The 20,270-nt window shown below is 67.3% G+C and carries 13 protein-coding genes; 10 read left to right on the top strand and 3 right to left on the bottom strand.

Translation table 11 applies throughout. The features are described 5' to 3' along the window. Positions 1-5 precede the first annotated feature (5 nt). The 3 genes from C2862_RS25660 to dnaE all read right to left on the bottom strand — a co-directional run bounded on the left by C2862_RS25660 (position 6) and on the right by dnaE (position 5,880). Positions 6-1,034 (bottom strand): glycosyltransferase family 9 protein, encoded by a 1,029-nt coding sequence (locus tag C2862_RS25660; protein WP_229467282.1) that lies wholly within the window; start codon positions 1,032-1,034, stop codon positions 6-8. After that, positions 1,018-2,304 carry an O-antigen ligase gene (locus C2862_RS25655; RefSeq protein WP_229467281.1) on the bottom strand — a complete coding sequence of 429 codons (1,287 nt, stop codon included), beginning with the start codon at positions 2,302-2,304 and terminating at the stop codon, positions 1,018-1,020. The genes C2862_RS25660 and C2862_RS25655 overlap by 17 nt, the downstream gene beginning before the upstream one ends. A 78-nt stretch (positions 2,305-2,382) precedes the next feature. Next, positions 2,383-5,880: a DNA polymerase III subunit alpha gene (dnaE, locus tag C2862_RS04050; protein WP_136218834.1), complete on the bottom strand. Its 3,498-nt coding sequence runs from the start codon at positions 5,878-5,880 to the stop codon at positions 2,383-2,385. 129 nt (positions 5,881-6,009) lie between these two features. On the opposite strand from dnaE, the gene C2862_RS04045 reads away from it, so the two are divergent. The 10 genes from C2862_RS04045 (at position 6,010) to C2862_RS04000 (ending at position 20,263) form a co-directional block, all read left to right on the top strand. Further along, a complete protein-coding gene (locus C2862_RS04045; protein WP_136218833.1) occupies positions 6,010-8,154 on the top strand; it encodes a glycosyltransferase family 4 protein in 2,145 nt (714 codons plus the stop codon). Between the two features lie 85 nt (positions 8,155-8,239). Further along, positions 8,240-9,130: a sulfurtransferase gene (locus C2862_RS04040; protein ID WP_136218832.1), complete on the top strand. Its 891-nt coding sequence runs from the start codon at positions 8,240-8,242 to the stop codon at positions 9,128-9,130. Continuing rightward, on the top strand, positions 9,097-9,414 hold the full coding sequence (locus C2862_RS04035) for a hypothetical protein (RefSeq protein WP_136218831.1): 318 nt from the start codon (positions 9,097-9,099) through the stop codon (positions 9,412-9,414). Before C2862_RS04040 ends, C2862_RS04035 begins: the two co-directional genes overlap by 34 nt. Positions 9,415-9,430: 16 nt before the next feature. Further along, positions 9,431-12,403: a glycosyltransferase gene (locus C2862_RS04030; protein WP_136218830.1), complete on the top strand. Its 2,973-nt coding sequence runs from the start codon at positions 9,431-9,433 to the stop codon at positions 12,401-12,403. Between the two features lie 88 nt (positions 12,404-12,491). Beyond that, positions 12,492-13,481 (top strand): hypothetical protein, encoded by a 990-nt coding sequence (locus tag C2862_RS04025; protein WP_136218829.1) that lies wholly within the window; start codon positions 12,492-12,494, stop codon positions 13,479-13,481. A gap of 10 nt (positions 13,482-13,491) precedes the next feature. Then, complete coding sequence (locus C2862_RS04020) at positions 13,492-16,533, top strand: glycosyltransferase family 1 protein (protein ID WP_136218828.1); 3,042 nt, start codon at positions 13,492-13,494, stop codon at positions 16,531-16,533. Between the two features lie 89 nt (positions 16,534-16,622). After that, the gene (locus C2862_RS04015; protein ID WP_136218827.1) at positions 16,623-17,423 is read left to right on the top strand and encodes an ABC transporter permease; all 801 of its coding nucleotides are present in this window, start codon (positions 16,623-16,625) and stop codon (positions 17,421-17,423) included. Between the two features lie 8 nt (positions 17,424-17,431). Continuing rightward, positions 17,432-18,175 (top strand): ABC transporter ATP-binding protein, encoded by a 744-nt coding sequence (locus C2862_RS04010; RefSeq protein ID WP_136218826.1) that lies wholly within the window; start codon positions 17,432-17,434, stop codon positions 18,173-18,175. A 1-nt stretch (position 18,176) separates the two neighbouring features. Continuing rightward, positions 18,177-19,628 (top strand): FkbM family methyltransferase, encoded by a 1,452-nt coding sequence (locus tag C2862_RS04005; protein WP_136218825.1) that lies wholly within the window; start codon positions 18,177-18,179, stop codon positions 19,626-19,628. Then, the gene (locus C2862_RS04000) at positions 19,625-20,263 is read left to right on the top strand and encodes an acetyltransferase (protein ID WP_136218824.1); all 639 of its coding nucleotides are present in this window, start codon (positions 19,625-19,627) and stop codon (positions 20,261-20,263) included. Before C2862_RS04005 ends, C2862_RS04000 begins: the two co-directional genes overlap by 4 nt. Positions 20,264-20,270: the final 7 nt, after the last annotated feature.

Here is a 20,270-nt window from a genome sequence, read left to right as displayed (position 1 = left end):
GTCCTTCAGTTGCGGGCGGCGCCCTGGCTTGGCGCACCCCAGGCGCGCACCTGCGCGGCCACTGCCTGCGGGGTGATCGCGCGCATGCAGGCGCAGGCGGCGGGGTCGGCGCAGGCGGCGCAGGGTTGCGGCGCGACCAATACCGTGGCTTGCGCGCCGAGCGCGCCCCAGCGCGCCGGATCGATCGGTTTGATCGGCGGGAACAGCCCCAGGGTCGGCCGGCCCAGGGCGGCGGACAGGTGCAGCGGCCCGGTGCCGCTCGCTACCAGGCCGTCGCAGGCGCCGATCAGGGCGACCAGGCCGTCCAGACTGAGCGCACCGCACAGGTTACTGACGTTTGGCAGCGCCAGCAAGTCCGGCGCCTGTTGTGCGAGCAGGCGTCCCTCGGCTTGGCTGCCGGTGACGAACAGGCGAATGTCCGGCGTCGCCGCGAGCTCGCGCGCCAGCGCCGTGTAATGGTCGAGCGGCCATTCGCGCCCGTTGCCGTTCGATTTCGGGTGCAGGATGACGTGGCGTTTGCCGTGTTCCAGCAGGGCGTCGACGGCGGGGTCGCGCGGCGCGGCCAGGCCGTACAGGGCCGGGATCTCGCCAAGGGGCGGCAGATGGTCGATGCCGAGCGGGCGCAGCAGGGCGAAGTTCAGCTGCGCTTCGTGCAGGTCCGACTTCACGCGGCTGAAGTGGGCCAGCCGGTTGCAGGTGAACCAGTGGTAGACACGGTGGCTGGTGCCGACCCGGTTCGGCACCCGGGCGCGGCGCGCGGCCTTGGCCAGGCGCCGGTCCGGATAGGCGAAGATCACGGTGTCGTAGCCGCCTTCCTTGAAGAAGGCTTCGAGCTCCCCCGCTTCTTCCACCGCGATCACGCGATCCAGGAAGCGGCAATGGCGCATCGCCGGCGCGACGTAGGCGCGGCACAGCAGGTCGACCTGCGCCTGCGGGAAGCGCGACTTCAGGTAGCCGGCCAGCGGCAGGGTCAGGACGACGTCACCGATGTTGTCGGTGCGGCAGATCAGGATACGTTCAGGTGCGAAGCGCATGGGGAACCTGGGAAGCGTTGGAGGCGGACTGCGCTGCCAGGCAGAACCCTGCCAGCACGCACACCATGGTCGCGTAGAACGCCTGGGTCCTCATCAGCCAGAACATCACGTCGGTCAGGCCGAAGGCGACGAAGAGGATCACGAGCAGCATGCCGGCCAGCGCGGGGGCGGCCGCGGCCTGCGGGCCGTGGTGCAGCATACGCGAAAAGAAAACGAAAGGCGCGCCGTACATCAGCAGCAGGAAAACCAGATCGAGCAGGCCGCCGGTGGCGAGCGTGTGCAGCACGTCGTTATGCGCGCTGCTGTAGGTGAGCGCGATGCTGTGTTGCAGCCGCCCTTCCTTCTCGAAGGCCAGCAGGGTGGGACGGAAGTTCTCGCGCCCGACGCCGGCAAACGGGTGCTCGGCGATCATCATGCCGGCCGCCTTCCACAACTCGAGGCGGGTGCCGACGTTGGTGCTGGCATCGTGCACGCTGTAATAGCGCTCGACGTCCGACACGGCATCGGCGGCCCGGCCCGCGATGCCGGTCTGCGGCACCAGGTAGCCGACCGCGCAGGCCAGCAGCACCAGGCCGACCACCCAGCGCATCGTCTTGCCGTGCATGCGGCTGCCGTATTTGAGCATCGGCCACAGCACCAGCAGGAAACCGAGCCAGGCGCCGCGCGAGCCGGAGAAGATCGCCGCCAGCATGCCGCACAGCAGGGCCAGCGGCGGCAGCCAGGCCAGGCGCGTGCCGCGGAAATCCGACAGCGCGCAGAAGGACATGACGCCCATCGCCACCGCCAGGTCGCCGTAGGTGATCGCATGGTGGGTGATGCCCGTCACCCGCTCTTCGCCCAGCACCACGAACTGCCAGCCGCCCTGGACGGCCGCGACGATCGTGCCGATGCACATGCCGACCCAGAACAGGCGGATATTCGGGCGCAGGATACCGACGAAGCCGATGCAGGCCAGCGCGAACAGCAGCCGCGAGGGCCCGTCCATGACGTTGATCGGATGGCCGAACCAGAGCATGCGCAGCAGCGTGACCAGCACGAAGCCGCCGAAGCCGAGGAAGATATAACGGAGTACGCGCGCGTGGGTGCGGTGGAAGTCTGTGAAGCCGCGCCGCACCAGCAGGCCCAGCGACAGCAGCACCAGCAGCAGGGTCAGGTGCACGCCGAAGTTGGTCGTCAGCGCGGAGGCCGACAGCAGCAGCATGAGCCAGCTTGCCCAGGTGCTGGCGCGGTCGTTCGCGCGCGCGGGCGCTGCCGGTCTTGTTGTTTCCATCGTCATTGGGCGGCGCCGGGCGCGGCGTGTGGAGAAGGCCGGATTATAGACGAAGCGCCTGCGCGCAGGGCTTGCACGTCAATACTCGACCGCCACGTCCTTCGCTCCCAGCGTCAGCTCCAGCGCCTGCTTGAGCGCATCCGACGGCGCCACGCGCCATTCGTCGCCCAGCTGCACGATGCAGTCCACGTTCTGCGGCTTGATGCGCAGGCTGACCGGCAGGCCGTCCGGGTTCTTATACGGCGCCAGCACTTCGGCCAGCTTGGCCGGGCTGGCCGTGCAGGCCAGGTCCATCTCCAGCTTGTGGCCGTAGTGGATACGCGAGGCGGCAATGTCGAACACCTTTTCGGCCGTGATGCGCAGGCCGCCGTTGAAGCGGTCTTCCGACACTTTACCCACCACCATCAGGAATTCGTCTTCCTTGAAGATGTTCTTATTGGCCTCGAACACTTCGTTGTAGACGGTGACCTCGACCACGCCGGTCTTGTCGTCGAGCGCGACGATCAGGATCTTGCCGCGCTGGGTCATCTGGGTGCGCACGCCGGTGATCACGCCGCACAGCATGCGCGGGTCGCGCGAGGGCTCCAGGTCCTTCAGCTTGGTCTTGGCGAAGCGGCGCACTTCCTGGGCGTAGGAATCGAACATGTGGCCCGAGAGGTAGTAGCCGAGCGCGATCTTCTCTTCGGCCAGCTTCTGCCGGTCGGTCCAGGGCGTCGCTTTCACGTATTCCGGCGGGGCCACGAGATCCGAGTCGTCGCCGCCGAACAGGCTGACCTGGTTGGCGGCGGCCGCTTCCTGGCCCGCCACTTCCATCGCGAAGCTGACCGAAGCGAGCAGGATCGCACGGTCGACGCCGAAGCAGTCCATGGCGCCGGCGCGGATCAAGGATTCGATGGTGCGGCGGTTGATCTGCTTGCGGTCGACGCGCTTGCAGAAGTCGAACAGGTCCTTGAACTTGCCCCCTTCCTTGCGCGCGGCGATGATCGCCTCGATCGCGCCCTGCCCCGCGCCCTTCACGCCGCCCAGGCCGTAGCGGATGTTCGACACCTGCTTGCCGGTGACGGACTTCGGCTCGCCTTCCGGCGTAAAGCGGTAATGCGATTCGTTGACGTCGGGCGGCAGCAGCGTGAGTTTACAGACGTCGATCGCGTCCTCGACCAGGATCTTGATCTTGTCCGTGTCTTCCATCGCCAGCGACATGTTGGCTGCCATGAAGGCGGCCGTATGGTGCACTTTCAGATAGGCGGTGTGATACGACAGCAGCGCGTAGGCGGCGGCGTGCGATTTATTGAAACCGTAGCCTGCGAACTTCTCCATCAAGTCGAAGATTTCGTCCGCCTTTTCCGTCGACAGGCCGTCCTTGGCGGCGCCGGCGCGGAAGATCTCGCGGTGCTCGGCCATTTCCTCGGCCTTCTTCTTGCCCATCGCGCGGCGCAGCATGTCGGCGCCGCCCAGCGAGTAGCCGCCGACGATCTGCGCCATCTGCATGACCTGCTCCTGGTAGACCATGATGCCGTAGGTCTCGGACAGGATCGACTCGGTACGCGGGTCGGGGTAGTCGAACTTCTCGCCGTGTTTACGCTTGCAGAAGTCGGGAATCAGGTCCATCGGGCCCGGACGATACAAGGCGACGAGCGCAATGATGTCCTCGAAGCGGTCGGGACGCGCATCCTTCAGCATGCCCTGCATGCCGCGCGACTCCAGCTGGAAGATCGCGACCGTCTTCGCATCCGACAGCAGCTTGTAGGACGGCCGGTCGTTCAGCGGCAGCGTCTCGAGGTTGAATTCGGCATCAAGCGGGTCGAGCGCGCGGATGTAGTTCACGGCGCGGTCGAGGATGGTCAGCGTAGTCAGGCCCAGGAAGTCGAACTTCACCAGGCCGACGGCCTCGACGTCGTCCTTGTCGTACTGCGAGACCACGCCGGCGTCGCCGCCCTGGGTGTAGAGCGGACAGAAGTCGGTCAGTTTGCCCGGCGCGATCAGCACGCCGCCGGCGTGCATGCCGATGTTACGGGTGATGCCCTCGACCTGCTGCGCGAGGTCCAGCACCTGCTTCACCTCTTCTTCGTTCTCGAGGCGCTCCTTGAGCAGCGGTTCCTCTTCGATCGCTTCGGCGATCGAGACCGGCTTACCGGGCTTGAACGGGATCAGTTTCGAAATACCGTCGCAGAAGTTGTAGCCGTAGTCGAGCACGCGGCCGACGTCGCGGATCGCGCCCTTGGCGGCCATGGTACCGAAGGTGGCGATCTGCGAGACCGCCTCGCGGCCATACAGGTCCTTCACGTGCTGGATGACGAGTTCGCGCTTTTCCTGGCAGAAGTCGATGTCGAAGTCGGGCATCGAGACGCGTTCCGGGTTCAGGAAGCGCTCGAACAGCAGGTTGTATTTCAGCGGATCGAGGTCCGTGATCTTCAGCGCATACGCCACCAGCGAGCCCGCGCCCGAGCCGCGGCCCGGGCCGATCGGCACGCCGTTGTTCTTGCCCCACTGGATGAACTCCGCAACGATCAGGAAGTAGCCCGGGAACTTCATCTTGATGATGGTCTGGTTCTCGAACTCGAGGCGCGCCTCGTAGCGCGGGCGCTCGGCCTCGCGCTTGGCGGGATCCGGGAACAGCTGCACCAGGCGCTCTTCCAGGCCCTTCTTGGTTTCGGCGACGAGGAACTCGTCGATGGTCATGCCCGGCGGCGTCGGGAAGTCCGGCAGCTGCGGTTTACCGAGGGTGAGCACGACGTTGCAGCGCTTGGCGATTTCGACGGAATTGGCGAGCGCGCCCGGCAGGTCGGCGAACAATTCCGCCATCTCGGCCTGCGTTTTAAAACGCATCTCCTCGTTGAAGCGGCGCACGCGCTTGGCGTTGGCCAGCATCTCGCCTTCGGCGATACAGGTGCGCGCCTCGTGGGCGATGAATTCGTCCTTGCTGATGAACTGCACCGGGTGCGTTGCGACCACCGGCAGCCCGAGGCGCGAAGCCAGCGCCACCGAATGGCGCACGGCCTGCTCCTGGTTGGCTTGCCCGGCGCGCTGGATCTCGATGTAGAAGTGGCCCGGGAAGATGCGTGCCCAGCGCTCGGCATTGCGCTCGGCGCGTTCGATGTCGCCGTTGTCGATGGCCTGGCCGACGTCGCCGAAGCAGGCGCCCGAGAGCACGATCAGGGCGTTCGCCTGGTTGACCTCCGGCTCCAGCGTCGAGACCGACGTCGCCAGCGCTTCCAGCCATTCGACGCGGATTTCGGCCCGGCCTTTGTACTGGTTGGTGAGCCAGGCTTTCGACAGCAGCTCGCACAGCTGCAGGTAGCCGGTGCGGTTCTTCGCAAGAATCAGCAGGCGCGACGGCTTGTCGCGGTTGTCGTCGTTGGTGATCCAGGCGTCGACCCCGACGATCGGCTTGATCCCCTTCCCGCGCGCCGCCTTGTAGAAGCGCACCATGCAGAACATGTTGGCAAGGTCGGTGACGGCGAGCGCCGGTTGCTTGTCCTTGGCGGCGGCGCCGACCAGGTCGTCGATGCGTACCAGGCCGTCCACGATCGAGTATTCGGAGTGGACGCGCAGGTGGGTGAAAGTCGGGGAAGTCATACCGTATTTTAACCCGGCGGCGGCTCATCGGCAGCGCCGGCGGACGCAGTTGCAATCAGACAACAACGTGTTTTGGAGACCGCCTCTTATAATACTGTCCATGCCATTCGCACCCTGCTCCCTGTCCCGATGACGCTGCCGCCCGCGCGCGAAACCGCGTCCCCTACCCTGCTCGAACTACTGACGGCCGATGCAGCCGCCGGCACGATCGCCGTTCTGCCGCCGTCCCGTCCCGCCACGATGCCGACGAGCGCGCCGATCGCCCGTGCCGGCCTGGCCGCGCCCCTGCTGCTGGCCGCGCGCCTGGTGCTGCGCCGGCCACGGGTGCGCCAGCTGGCGCTGCGCATCCTGAAGCGCTTCCCCGGCCTGTACGCACGCGCTTACGAGATGATGATGGCCTCCGGCAGCGCCCCGTCCGCGCCCGTGCAGGCCGATCCCGGCCAGGTCGACACGCTGTCGCCGCGCGCGAACACGATTTTGCGTACGCTGCACCGCCTGCAGGACGTGCCGCCACGTCCCGCGGGCGCGCGTCCGCGCCTGGCCTTCATCGCGCCGATGCCGCCCGAGCGCACCGGCGTCGCCACCTATTCGGTCGAACTGCTGGCCGAACTGGGGGCCCACTTCGAGATCGAGCTCGTGGTCGCCCAGCCTGAGGTGTCGCTGCCTCCCGCGCTGGCCCATTTGCCGGTGCGCCAGGCCGCCTGGTTCGCCGAGCATGGCGGCGAGTATGACCAGGTGCTCTACCAGTTCGGCAACAGCCCCTTCCACAGCCACATGTTCGCCCTGCTGGCGCGCTTTTCCGGTGTCGTCGTGCTGCACGACTTCTTCCTCGGCGGCGCGCTGGTGCATGCCCAGATGAGCGGCGGCGATCCGCGCGCCTGGGGCGACGCCCTCTTGCACTCGCACGGCTACGCCGCCGTGCGCACCACGCAGACGGCCGAGGGACGCGCGCAGGCCCACAAGGACTGGCCGGCCAGCCTGCCGGTGCTGGAAAACGCGACCCGGGTCATCGTCCATTCCCGGCATGCGCGCCAGCTTGCGGCCGACTGGTTCGGCCCCGGCATCACGGACAAGATCGACGTGATTCCCCATCCGCGCACGCCGCCGGCGCAGATCGACCGCGCCAGCGCACGCGCCGCGCTCGGCATCGATCCCGACACCTTCCTCGTCTGCAGCTTCGGCTTCGTCGCGCCGAACAAGCTGACCCACGAGCTGCTGCGCGCCTGGATCGGCTCCAGCCTGCACCTTGAGCGCCGCTGCGCGCTGGTACTGGCCGGCGCCAACCACGACAGCCCTTACGGCGTCGAGGTCGAGGCCCTGATCCGCAGTGCCGGACCAAGCGCCAACATCCGCATCGCCGGCTGGCTCGACGCCGAGGTGTATCGCCAGTACCTGCAGGCCGCCGACGTGGGTGTGCAGTTGCGTACGAATGCGCACGGCGAAAGCTCGGGCGCGGTCCTCGACTGCATGAACTACGGCTTGCCGACGATCGTCAACGCGAATGGGTCGATGGCCGAGTTCCCGCCGGACGCGGTCTGGCGCCTGCCGGATGCGTTCGAGGAGTCGGAATTGCGCGCGGCCCTGGAAACCCTGCGCGCCGATCCGGCACGGCGCGCGGCTTTGGGCCAGGGTGCGGTGGCACTGCTCGACGCCCGGTTCCGCCCTGCCCGCTGCGCCGGATTGTATTTGTCGACGCTGGCATCGGCACACGCGGCCGGTGAGGCGCGGCACACGGCCTGGCGCGCGGCGCTGGCCCAGGCGCAGGACGAGACCGCGCTGCGGCGCCTTGCCGCGGCGCTGGCCGAACAGGAAGCGTCGGCGCGGCGCCAGCTGCTGGTCGACGTCAGCGCCTGGGCCGCGCCCGGCGCCGTACCCGATCCGCTCGCCGCGCGCCAATTGGCGGAGCTGCTGGCGCAAGCGCACGCCGGATGGCGGATCGAACCGGTGTTCCTCGATACCGCGATCTTGCAATGGCGCCAGGCGCGCAATGCCACCGGACGCCTGCTTGGCCTGGGCTGGGCGGAACAGGACGAGCCGGTGATCGACGTCCACGCCGGCGACGTCTTCTATGCGCCGGACGCCGCGTCCGCCGCCGTGGCTGCGGCCTTCGACGCCGGGCTGCTGGCCGCCTGGCGCGCCCGCGGCGTCAGTATCAACCTGTTAATGCGCGGCGCGGACGATGCTGCATTGCCGCCCGCGGCGGCCGCGGCCGACCGCCTGCTGTGCCTTTCGGAGGCGATTGCACAACAGTTGGCAGCCCGATCCGCAGCCTGAGGCCGTCCGAGGCCGGCACAGCAATTTCCGCCGGAGCCCGACGGCTTATAATAGCGGTTGACCAGAATTGAGCTACTTGGCAATCATGCAAACCACCACCAACCAAACGTCTGCGGCGACGGCAGCACCGGCCACGGGCCACTACGTCAACATCGCCGCCTACAAATTCGTCAGCTTCGACGACACCGAAGAAAAACGTCCGGAGTTCCAGGCGATTTGCGCGGAACTGAAGCTGCGCGGCACCATCCTGCTGACGCCGGAAGGCATCAACATGTTCCTGTCCGGCCTGCCGGCCGACATCGAGGCGTATCTCGCCTGGCTGCGCCGCGACCCGCGTTTCGCCGACATCGAAGTGAAATACAGCTATTCGGACGAGCAGTCGCACAAGCGCATGCTGGTGAAGATCAAGAAGGAGATCATCACCATGCGTATGCCGCTGATTAAGCCGGAACTGGGCCGCGCGCCGTCGGTCGAAGCGGCCACGCTCAAGCGCTGGCTCGACCAGGGCCACGACGACAAGGGCAAGCCGGTCGTGATGGTCGACACCCGCAACGACTTCGAGGTCGACGTCGGCACCTTCGAGAACACGGTCGACTACCGCATCGCCAAGTTCACCGAGTTCCCGGAGGTGATCGCGGCGCACAAGGACGATTTCGCCGGCAAGACCGTGGTCACCTTCTGCACCGGCGGCATCCGCTGCGAAAAGGCGGCGATCCACATGCAGAACATCGGCTACGACAATGTCTACCAGCTGGAAGGCGGCATCCTCAAGTATTTCGAGGAAGTCGGCGGCGCGCACTACACGGGCGACTGCTTCGTCTTCGATTACCGCACCGCGCTCAATCCGAAGCTCGAGCCGACCGTCACCACCCAGTGCTTCGCCTGCCGCGCCGTGGTGACGCCGCGCGAGCAGCTGTCGCCGCAGTATGTGTACGGGGTGTCGTGTCCGCATTGCGCGGATACGCCGGCGGCCTGACGATGGCGCGCGCGAAGCGGTTGTTGCGCCAGGCGATCAAGTCGGCGGCCCTGCGTGTGGTTGCGTTTGTCGTGGCGCGCCCGCGGCTGGACGAATTCCTGCGCCGCCAGATCTACCGTTTCCCCGCCCTTGCGGGAAGGGTACGCGCGGCCGTTGCCAACTCGCGGCGGGCAGACTGGCAGAGCCTGCCTGTTTTGCTGGCCGATGAAGCCGAATTGAGCGAAAGCGCGCGCCAGGTCCTCCAGGACCTGCGTCGCAGCCTGGGCCGTACCCGCACTCCGTAACCCGACTTTCGATTCCATGCGTATTCTCCTCGACCTGCAAGCCTGCCAGGCTTCCAGCATGCACCGTGGCATTGGCCGCTATTCGATCGCGCTGGCACAGGCCATGGCGCGCCAACGCGGCCGGCATGAGCTGCATATCGTCCTCAACGAGGAGTACCCCGACAGTGTCGATGCCCTCAGGAGAGCCTTCCAGGACCTGGTTCCGCCGTCGCATATCACGACCTTTGCCACGCCCGTGCCTGCTAGCGAAGTCGATCCGCGCAATGCCTGGCGCGTACGCGCCGCCGAACGAGTCCGGGAACATCACCTCGCCAGCTTACGCCCCGATGTGGTGCACGTCGCCAGCCTGTTCGAGGGCCTGAGCGACAATTCGGTCACTTCCGTGCCGGCCGACGCAGGCCGCTTCGACACCGCCGTCACGCTCTACGACCTGATTCCGCTGATGCGCAAGGAGCGCTACCTGAGCGATCCGAACGTCGCAGCCTGGTATTACCGCAAGCTCGACGGCATGAAGAAAGCCGGGCTGCTGCTGGCCATTTCCGGCTCGGCGCGCCAGGAAGGCATCGATTTGCTCGACCTGCCGCCCGAGCGGATCGTGAACATCTCGTCGGCAGTCGACGCGAGCTTCCGCCCGCGCAGCCTCGCGCCCGGGGCGCGCGCCGACCTGCTGGGGCGCCACGGCCTGCGCCGCCCCTTCATCATGTACACCGGCGGCATCGACTACCGCAAGAACATCGAGGGGCTGATCGAGGCCTACGCGCGCCTGCCCGGCGCACTGCGCGCCCAGTACCAGCTCGCCGTCGTCTGCAGCATCCAGGAATCGGACCGGCTACGCCTGCAGCGCCTGGCCGCCAGGCTGAAGCTGGCCGAGGACGACCTGGTCCTGACCGGCTTCGTCTCGGACGACGATCTGATCTCCCTGTACAACACCACGGCGCTGTTCGTGTTCCCATCCCTGCATGAAGGTTTCGGCCTGCCGGCCCTGGAAGCGATGGCCTGCGGCGCGCCGGTGATCGGATCGAATACCAGCAGCATTCCGGAAGTGATCGGCCGCGTCGACGCCATGTTCGACCCGGCCAGCATTGAGGCGATCAATGGCGCGATTGCCCGCGTATTGCTCGATCCGGCCTTGCAGGCCGACCTGCGCTCCCACGGCCTGGCCCAGGCAGCCCGGTTCTCCTGGGACGCCAGCGCGCAGCGCGCCATCGCGGCGTTCGAAAACTTGCACGAGCGCCGGGCCGGATCGGCGCGGGTGGCGGCCGCTGTCCCTGCGACCGTGCGCAAGCCACGCCTCGCCTATGTCTCGCCGCTGCCGCCGCAGCGCTCCGGGATCGCCGTCTACAGCAGCGACCTGCTGCCCGAGCTGGCGCGCCATTACGACATCGTGCTGATCCTGGCCCAGGCCAGCATCGACGATCCGCGCCTGGATCCCGGCTTCGAACAGCGTTCCGTGGAATGGTTCGACGCCCATGCCCATACCTTCGACCGCATCCTCTACCAGTTCGGCAATTCCGCCTTCCATACGCACATGTTCGGGCTGCTGGAGCGCCATCCGGGCGTCGTCGTGCTGCACGACTTCTTCCTGAGCGGCGTCATCAGCCATGACGAAGCCGAGCATCCCCTGCCCAACCAGTATTGCCGCTCACTTTACCTGGCGCACGGCTACGGCGCGCTGGCCGAGGAAAAAGAGACTGGCCGCGCCGCGTCGGTCATGAGCTACCCGTGCAACAAGACCGTGCTCGACCGCGCTACCGGCGTCATCGTGCATTCCTCGCATGCGCTGACGCTCGCAAACCGCTGGTACGGCCCCGGCTTCGCCGAGCACTGGCGCGTGATGCCGCTGGTCTGCCTGCGCCCCGGCGCCGGTGACGACCGCCAGGCCGCCCGCGCCGAGCTCGGCTTCGCCGACGACGATTTCGTCGTCTGCTCGTTCGGCATCCTGTCGGCGCCCAAGTGCAACGACCGGCTGGTCGAAGCATGGATCGACAGCAACCTGGCGCGCGATCCGCGCTGCCTGCTGGTCTTCGTCGGAGAGGTCGCTCCCGGCCGTTTCGGCATCGCCCTGCGCGACCGCATTGCCGCGCACCCGCGCATCCGCATCACGGGCTATGCCAGCCCGGCCCTGTATCGCCGGCACCTGGCCGCGGCGGATGCCGCCGTGCAATTGCGTGCAGGATCACGTGGCGAAAGTTCAGGTGCCTTCCTCGACTGCCTTTCCTTCGGCCTGCCCACCATCGTCAACGCACATGGCTCGTCCGCGGAAGTGCCCCAGGAAGCCTGCCTGCGCCTGGAGGACGCCTTCAGCCAGGAGGCGCTGCGCCAGGCGCTCGAGCAGCTCCACGGCGATGCCGCGCTGCGCCGGCGCATCGGCAGTGCCGCGGCGGCGCATATGAACGCGAAGCACGGCCACGATCATGTAGCGGCGCTGTACCACGACGCCATCGAGCACTTTGCGCATGACAGCCGCGGTGCGGCGGAACAGGCCCTGCTGGCGTCGATTGCCGCCTTGGGCAGTGACGCTGCGGAATCCGACCTGCTGCAAACGGCTGCGGCGATTGCCGCCAACCGTCCGCGCACCGGCCTGCGCCAGCTGCTGGTCGATGTCGGCAGTGTCGACGCAAGCGCCACATCCGCTGAAGGCACGCTGATCCGGGCCCTGATCGCGCAGCCACCGGCCGGATGGCGCATAGAGCCGGTCCGCCACGACGGCAAGCGGCACCGCTATGCACGCCGCTTCACGCTCGACCTGATCGGCCGCGCGGACCTGCTGATGGAAGATGCCGTCGCCGAAGCCGGCGCCGGCGACCTGCTGCTGGCGCTCGGCCATGGCGCCGGCGCCGTGATGCCGCCGAAATGGCGCGCACGCGGGGTGGCCTGGCTGCAGGTCGACGCGGCCGCGACAGCGGACGCCCCGGATCTCGAAAGACGGATCGCAGGGGCATGTGAAGCAGCCAGCCCGGCTCAGGGGCAGCACATGGCTGCTCTATAATATTGCCCTGTCAATCAACCACAAACGATTTCATGCCGCCCGTCATCCGATCCGCCGCTCCTGTCGCTCTTTTCGTCCTGCGCGCGCCATGAACGCCGGGCTCGAGGCAAGCGCCCTCCTGGCGGTACTGCGCACGCAGCCCGCCGGCCAGTACCTGGAAGTCGGACCAGCCGGCGCGCTGGCGTCCGGTGTGACGCGCGAATTCGACCAGGCGGGCTGGCGCGGGCGACAGCTGACGCTCGCCGACGGCGGCGCCGGGATCGACGACTTACTGGCTGCGGCAGGCGACGCGCGGGCTCACTGGATGGTGGTGCGCGGCGATGCCGCCATGCGCGCCCTCGAAAGCTGGCAGGGGCGCGCCTGCCGCCCTCTGGTGGTGCTTGTCGAAACCGGGCCGCTCGCCTTCCCGAGCGTTCATGCGCCGGCCTGGCGCGACACCCTGACGCGTAATGGCTACCTGTTCGCCGTCAGTGACGCCGGCTTCCACCACTTCGTGCGCAGCGACCAGCCCGCACTCCATGCGCGCATCGCCGAATATGCGAGCCTGGCCTGGCGCGAGCAGCTGCAGGCGAGCCGTCGCGCGCTGGCACTGGCGCAACGCGAAGCCGAGCAGGCACGCAGCGCCTTGTTGACGGCGCAGGCGAACGGCATGGCGGCCAATGCGCGCGCTACGATGCTGCAACAACAGATCGACGCCATCTACGCGAGCACCTCCTGGCAAAGCACGAAATTGCTGCGCTGGAGCGGACGCTTGCGCCGGGAGCCGGGCCCGGCCTTGCGCCAGTTGCGCAGCGTTGCACGCGTGCGGCTGGCGGCGCTGGTGCGCAAGCTGCTGGCGCGCGCGGCGGCCAGGGTCGAGGCCAGTCCCGGCCTGCGCCATCGCGTCGCCGTACTGGCAAGCCGCCATCCCGTCCTGACGCGGCGGGTGAAAGACCTGCTGCGGCCGGGCACGCCCTTGTCGAACGCAATCGCCCAGACGCTGCCCCCGCCAATCGACCCCAACAACATCATCGGGCCGCAGTTCAAGACGCTGCTGCTCGACGAACTCGGCCGTGGCCAGCCGCCCTCGCCCGACTAAGGATTTTCGCTTGCGCCTGATATTCGACCTCTTTCCCTGCCAGACCGAATCCCGCCTGCGCGGCATTGGCCGGTACTGCCTGTCGCTGGCAAAAGCAATGGCCGCCGAACGCGGCCAGCATGAGCTGCGCCTGTTTGCCAACGGCCTGTATCCCGACAGCGCAGCGGAACTGCGTCATGCCTTTGGCGCCCTGGTGAGGCCGGGCGCCCTGTCGTCGTACACCCATCCGCCGCTCAGCGCCGCGGGCCTCGACGGCCCGGAAGAAGAGAGCGTGGCGTCGGCGATCATTCAGGCCGCCTACCAGGCCGCACGCGCCGACGCGACGCTGTGCGCCAGTCCTTTCGAGGGATGGTGCGAGCGCGGCATGGCGGCACAGCCGGATCCCTCCCTGCCCGGCGGCCTGCGCGTGGCGATCCTGTACGACTTCATTCCCCTGTTGTTCCAGGACCAGCACCTGACGCCCTCGCCAGCCTACGCCGACTGGTACCGCCGCCGCCTCGACGGCCTGCGGCATGTCGACCTGTTCCTGGCCATTTCGGAAGCCACGCGCGCCGATGCCATTCGGCTGCTTGGCGTTGCGCCCGAACGGGTGGTCAATATCGGCGGCGCGGCCGATCCGCACTTCCGTGTGCAGACGGACCGCGAAGCTGTCGCCGCCGCCGTACAGCGGCTCGGCGTCACCCGCCCCTTCGTCCTGTACACCGGCAACGGCGACTACCGCAAGAACCTGGGTGGCATGCTGCAGGCCTATGCGCAGCTCGATCCGATGCTGCGCCGCAGCCACCAGCTGGTAGTGAACCAGGTCGGCGACATCGGCCAGTTCCGCGATCGGATGCGCGAGGCAGGACTGGGCGACGACGAGGTGGTCATCACCGGCCGCGTCGACGACAGCGACCTCGTTGCGCTGTACAACGCGTGTACCGTCTTCGTCTTTCCATCCCTGTACGAAGGCTTCGGCCTGCCGGTGCTGGAAGCGATGCGTTGCGGCGCGCCCGTGATCGCAGCCGATAATTCGTCGATTCCAGAAGTGCTGGAGCGGGAAGACGCCCTGTTCGACGCGTCGAGCCCGGGCAGCATCGCCGCCAGCCTAGGCAGAGTCCTGGCCGACCACGCCTGGCGCGCCGAACTGGCACGCCACAGTCTCCAGCGTGCGCCTGCCTTCAGCTGGGCACATAGCGCACAACGCGCCTGGGACGCGATCGAACGCGCGCAGGCGGCCCGGCCGCCCGCCGCGGGCCTGAACATCGCGGTGGTCGACGCCGCCGGCAGTGATGCAACCCGGACCGTACTCGCCGGGCTGGAGCAGCATCACGTTCTGGTCTTCTTCGACGCAGGCGACCTCGTCGCCACGGGCCTGCCCGGCGCTGCCGAACGTGCCCGCGCCGCCCTCGGCGCGCGCCTCAACAGTTTCGACGCCGTGCTGTATGTCGCCGGGACCGACGCGCTGTCTCCGGCCTTGGTGCAGCTGATGCGCAGCGCGCCCGGCGTGCTGTGGCTGGCCGGCGCGGCCACGGACGTGCCGGCGCATGCGCCCGACCCCGGCCTGCTGCTGCGCGACGCCGGCCTCCAGGGCTTGCATGCCTGGCTGTCGACCGGTACGGCGCTGCCGCCGACACGCAGCATGCACGAGGCGCTGCATGCGCTGGCGGTTGACGACGGCGGCACGGCGCTTGCCTTGCGGCGCCGCCATGGCCCGCTCCTGCCACCGCTGGCCTCGCTCGACGTGGCCTCCAGCACCGCCGGCGAGCAGGCCGCGCAGCTCGCCGCGCTGCTTGTCGACGCCCATGGCCGCCACCGGCGCGCCATTGCGGCCCGCATCGCCGCCGCCTGGCGCCAGCGGCCGGCGCGTCCCGATGAAGTGGAGGCCGTCGCCGCGCACGTCCAGGCCAACCTGATGAGCGGGCATGCGCCACGGCTGCTGATCGATGTCACCCAGCTGGTGCGAACCGACGCCCTGAGCGGCATCCAGCGCGTGGTGCGCAACATCGCGCGCGAGCTGTGCCTGCTCGGCAGCGACCTGCCGCCGATCGAGCTGGTGCACTTGCACGAAGGCGGCCTGCGCCGTGCCGGCGCGATCGCGGCGCGCCTGCTCGGCCATCCAGCCGACGCGGTACCCGACGGCGTCATCGACATTCATCCGGGCGACCTGCTGTTCATGATCGACTCGTCATGGGAACAGTATCCGCAATTCGTTCCAGTCTTCGAGAGCGTGCGCCGGCTGGGCGGGCGCATCGTCACCGTCATCTACGACCTGATCCCGCTGCGCATGCCGCAGTTCTGCAGCGCGGGCCTGGTGGCGGTATTCGGGCGCTGGTTCGGCATGGCCGTGCAGCACAGCGACATGTTGCTGTGCATCTCAGACGCGGTGCGCGCCGACGTCGCGCTCTACCTGGACCAGCACGGCATGCGCCCCGCGCACCGCCTGCAACTGGAATACTGGCGCCTCGGCGCCGACATCGTCCCGGAAAGCCATGACCAGGCGATCCGTCCTGAAGTGGCGGCCATGGCGGCCGACACGGCCAGCCCGCTGTTCCTGATGGTCGGAACGATCGAGCCGCGCAAAGGTCATAATGCAGTGCTCGATGCCTTTGATGCGTTGTGGGCCCAAGGCTGCGACGCGCGCCTGTGCCTGGCGGGCAAGGAAGGCTGGGAGGTCGACGAACTGATGCGCCGCATCCGGCATCATCCCGAGCTGAACCGGCGCCTGTTCTTCGTCGAGCGCTTCACCGATGCCGAGATCAACCTGTGCTACAGCCGCGCGCAAGCCCTGCTGGCGGCATCGGTCGCGGAAGGTTACGGCTTGCCGATTGTCGAAGCGGCGCAACATCGGGTGCCGGTGATCGCCACCGACATTCCGGTGTTCCGCGAGGTCGCCGGGGCCGGCGGCGCCTATTTTCCGCTGGGCGACCGCGACGCCCTGATGGCGCTCGTGCGGCGCTTCTGCACGCTCAGCGTAGCCGAACGGCAGGCGCTGGCGGACCAGGTGGAGATCCTGAGCTGGCGCGACAGCGCACGCCAGGCATGGCGGAAACTCGCCCTTTCTTATGCTTAGCAGCTAAGAATTGCTTACAGAAAAATTGTCGCACTAGCGAAGTCAGCAGGTTACAATGCCCCCCTTTGATTGTTGTCGTATTTTAAATAATGAGTAACCGTTCTACTGCGAGCGCCGTGCTGGATATCGTCGCCGCCATCAAGCGCATGCCGCTCGTCGGCGTGCTCGGCTGGCAAGACGTGCGTGCGCGCTACCGCCGCTCCGCGCTCGGCCCGTTCTGGATCACACTCAGCATGGGCGTCATGATCGGCACGATCGGCATTGTGTTCGGCCAGATCTTCAATTCGCCCATGCAGGAATTCCTGCCCTTCCTGACGATCGGGATGATTTTCTGGACCTTCATCGCATCGGTGGTCACCGAAGGGGCAACCGGCTTCATCAGCGCGGAAGGCATCATCAAGCAATTGCCGATCCCGCTCTTCGTCCACATCATGCGCATGATCTGGCGTAATTTCCTGATCCTGCTGCACAACCTCGTCATTTTCCCCATCGTGCTGCTCATCGTCGGCAAGCCGCTGGGATGGGTCGCGCTGCTGAGCATTCCCGGGCTGCTGCTCGACCTCCTCAACCTTGGCTGGATCGTGCTGATCCTCGCCATCGTCTGCGCGCGCTATCGCGACCTGCCGCAGATGGTGACCAGCGTCCTGCAGGTGATCTTCTACCTGACCCCGGTCATGTGGATGCCGTCGCTGCTGCCCTCGCGTGCCGGCGCCTACCTGCTCGACCTGAACCCGGTATTCCACATGCTGGAAATCGCCCGTGCGCCCCTGCTCGGCCAGTTGCCGAGCACGACGAACTGGGTCGTCGCGGCCGTGATGGCCGTCCTGGGATGGGGCGTGGCCCTGTTGATCTTCGGCCGCTACAAGCGCCGTATCGCCTACTGGCTGTGAAGTGAATTATGGCGTCTATCGAATTCAAGGATGTTGCGGTCGATTTCCCGATCTATAACGCAAGCGGGCGCTCGCTCAAGAAGCGCCTGATCTCGGTCGCTACCGGCGGCCAGCTCGGTTCCGACCCGCTCGGCCGGGTGGTGGTGCGTGCGCTCGAAGGCCTGAGCTTTACGCTGCGCGACGGCGACCGCGTCGGCCTGCTGGGGCATAACGGCGCCGGCAAGAGCACCCTGCTGCGCCTGCTCAGCGGCGTCTACGTGCCTTCGCACGGCAGCGCCCATATCGATGGCGAGATCGGCTCGCTGATCGACATTTCGCTGGGCATCGACCCGGAAGCCACCGGACGCGAGAACATCTACCTGCGCGGCGCGCTGCTGGGCATGGGCAAGGCCGAACTGGCCCAGCGCATGGAAGAGATCATCGCGTTTTCCGAACTGGGCGATTTCATCGACATGCCCCTGCGTACCTATTCGACCGGCATGCACCTGCGCCTGGCGTTCGCCGTGTCGACCACCGTCCGTCCCGAGATCCTCCTGATGGACGAGTGGCTGGCCGTCGGCGACGAAGGATTCAAGCACAAGGCCGAGGAACGCATGCGCGAGCTGGTGCAGGCGACCAACATCCTGGTGATCGCCAGCCATTCGCGCGACCTCATCCTGGAAACCTGCAACCGGGTACTATGGCTGGAACACGGCAAGATTCGCATGGACGGTCCGGCCGCGGAAGTGGCCGCCGCTTATTTCGGACATTGAAATGGAACGAACCTATCGTACCGGCCTGAACATTGACGTTGCGCTGACGGCGGCGTCAAGGCGTGCTCTGGCCGCGGCCAGCCAGCCGTCCCAGGCCGCCGCCATGGCCGCCGTCGATGCGGGCGCAGCGGATGGCTCCGTCCCCCCAGCCACGCATGACATGACACGGCAGGACCTGCGCGGCCGCGTCAAGCGCTGGCTGCGCCGTCCGGCCGCAGCCGGATTCCGCCTGCTGAAACCGTTCCTGCGGCCGATCGCGTTTCGCACGCGTCGCTACCTGACCGAAGCACTGCATCAGGACACGCTGCGCATGCTGGCTGACACCCAGCGCGAAGTGCAGCGCGCCTCCTCCGATATGCTGCGCGAGGTGCAGTCCGCGCGTGAGATGCTGCGTCAGGAAATCCATGCCGTCCAGGCACGGCCAATGCAGGAGCAGCGCCACCTGTTCGCCGGCCTGTTGCAGGAGCAGCAGGCAACCCGCGACCTTCTGCGCAGGCTGTTGAATGAAGGCTTCCAGCGCAACGCCGCCGAAGTCATGAAGGCGGTCAGTATCGGCCAGACCCAGTTTGCCAATATCGCCGAGCAGGTGGCAACGACCCTGGCCCCGCGCCTGGACCGTCTTGAACAATATGGCTACGCCAGCGCGCGACGCTCAATGCTGCACTGCGCGGCCGGCGAAGTGATGGTCAAGACCGAAGTCGGCTATGTGATGTGCTCGGACAGCGACCTTGCGCTGCTGGCGTGCCTGGCCGACACGGGTGACCTCGAACGTGGCACCCGCCTGTTGATCGAACGCCTGCTGCAGCCTGGCGACACTTTCGTCGACGTCGGCGCCAACGTCGGCATGCACACGCTCGCCGCCAGTCGCGCCTTGCATGGCCAGGGCCGCATCGTCGCCTTCGAACCCTTCGCAGCTACCCGCCAGCTCCTCGAAAAGACTGTCTGGATCAACGGCCTCGACGCACTGACCGAGATTCATGGCAGCGCCGTATCGGACCACGAAGGCGTGCAGACCTTGTTCCTCGGCGCCAGCAGCGGTCACCATTCTCTCTACCAGCTCGCTGATGACGCGCCGGCGGAGGCGCGCGTCGACGTGTCGACGGTCCGGCTCGAATCGGTGATTCGCCCCGGACAAGCTGTCGCCCTGCTCAAGATCGACGCGGAGGGTGCCGAACTGGAGGTCCTGCGTGGCGCCCTCACCGTCGTTACTGCCAATCCCGACATCGCGTTGATCGTCGAATTCGGCCCTGCGCACCTGCGGCGCACTGGACAGAGGGGCTCGGACTGGCTCGCCGCTTTCACCCGCCTCGGCCTCGAGTACCGGGCGATCGACGCGGTCAGCGGGACCCTTAGCGACATCACCCTGGCGCAGCTCGAGGCAGCGGAATCGACCAATCTGTTGTTCGCCCGTCCGGGCGCAGCGCCATGGACCCGGATCGGGGTGCCAGCATGAAGCCGCCAGTAATCGTTGTCGGCGCCAGCGGGCACGCCAAGGTCTGCATCGAACTGCTGCAGGCCATTGGCGAGACCGTGTTGTGCTGCGTCGGCGCCGGTGACGACGGCGCGACCTGCCTCGGCATACCGGTCCTCGATGGCGACCACCACCTGGCGCGCTTACGTGACGAAGGCCAGTCCCGGGCTTTCGTCGCGCTGGGTTCGAACCGGCTGCGGGCGCGGCTCGGCGGGTATCTGCGCGAACTCGGCTTCGAACTGGTCAACGCCATCAGCCCGCACGCCGTCGTGTCGCCCTCGGCGACGCTCGGCAGCGGCATCGCCATCATGGCCGGCGCCGTTGTCAACGCGGATGCGACGATCGGCGACCTCGCCATCGTCAACACCGGCGCGACCGTCGACCACGATTGCATCATCGGCGTGGCCGCGCACGTGGCGCCGCAATGTGCGCTGGCTGGCAATGTCAGTATCGGCGACGGCGCCTTCCTCGGCGTCGGCTGCAAGGCGGTTCCTTGGGTCGAAGTTGGTGCGCAATCGACCGTCGGCGCTGGCGCCGTCATCATTTCTGCCATTCCACCGCGCGTCACCGCCGTCGGCGTACCGGCACGTGTCTTGAACAAACAACCAAACAAATAATCAGTTA

Source organism: Massilia sp. Mn16-1_5 (assembly GCF_004798585.1).
In the GTDB taxonomy this organism is placed as follows: Bacteria; Pseudomonadota; Gammaproteobacteria; order Burkholderiales; family Burkholderiaceae_D; genus Telluria.
This window is presented reverse-complemented; position numbering and strand designations above follow the sequence as displayed.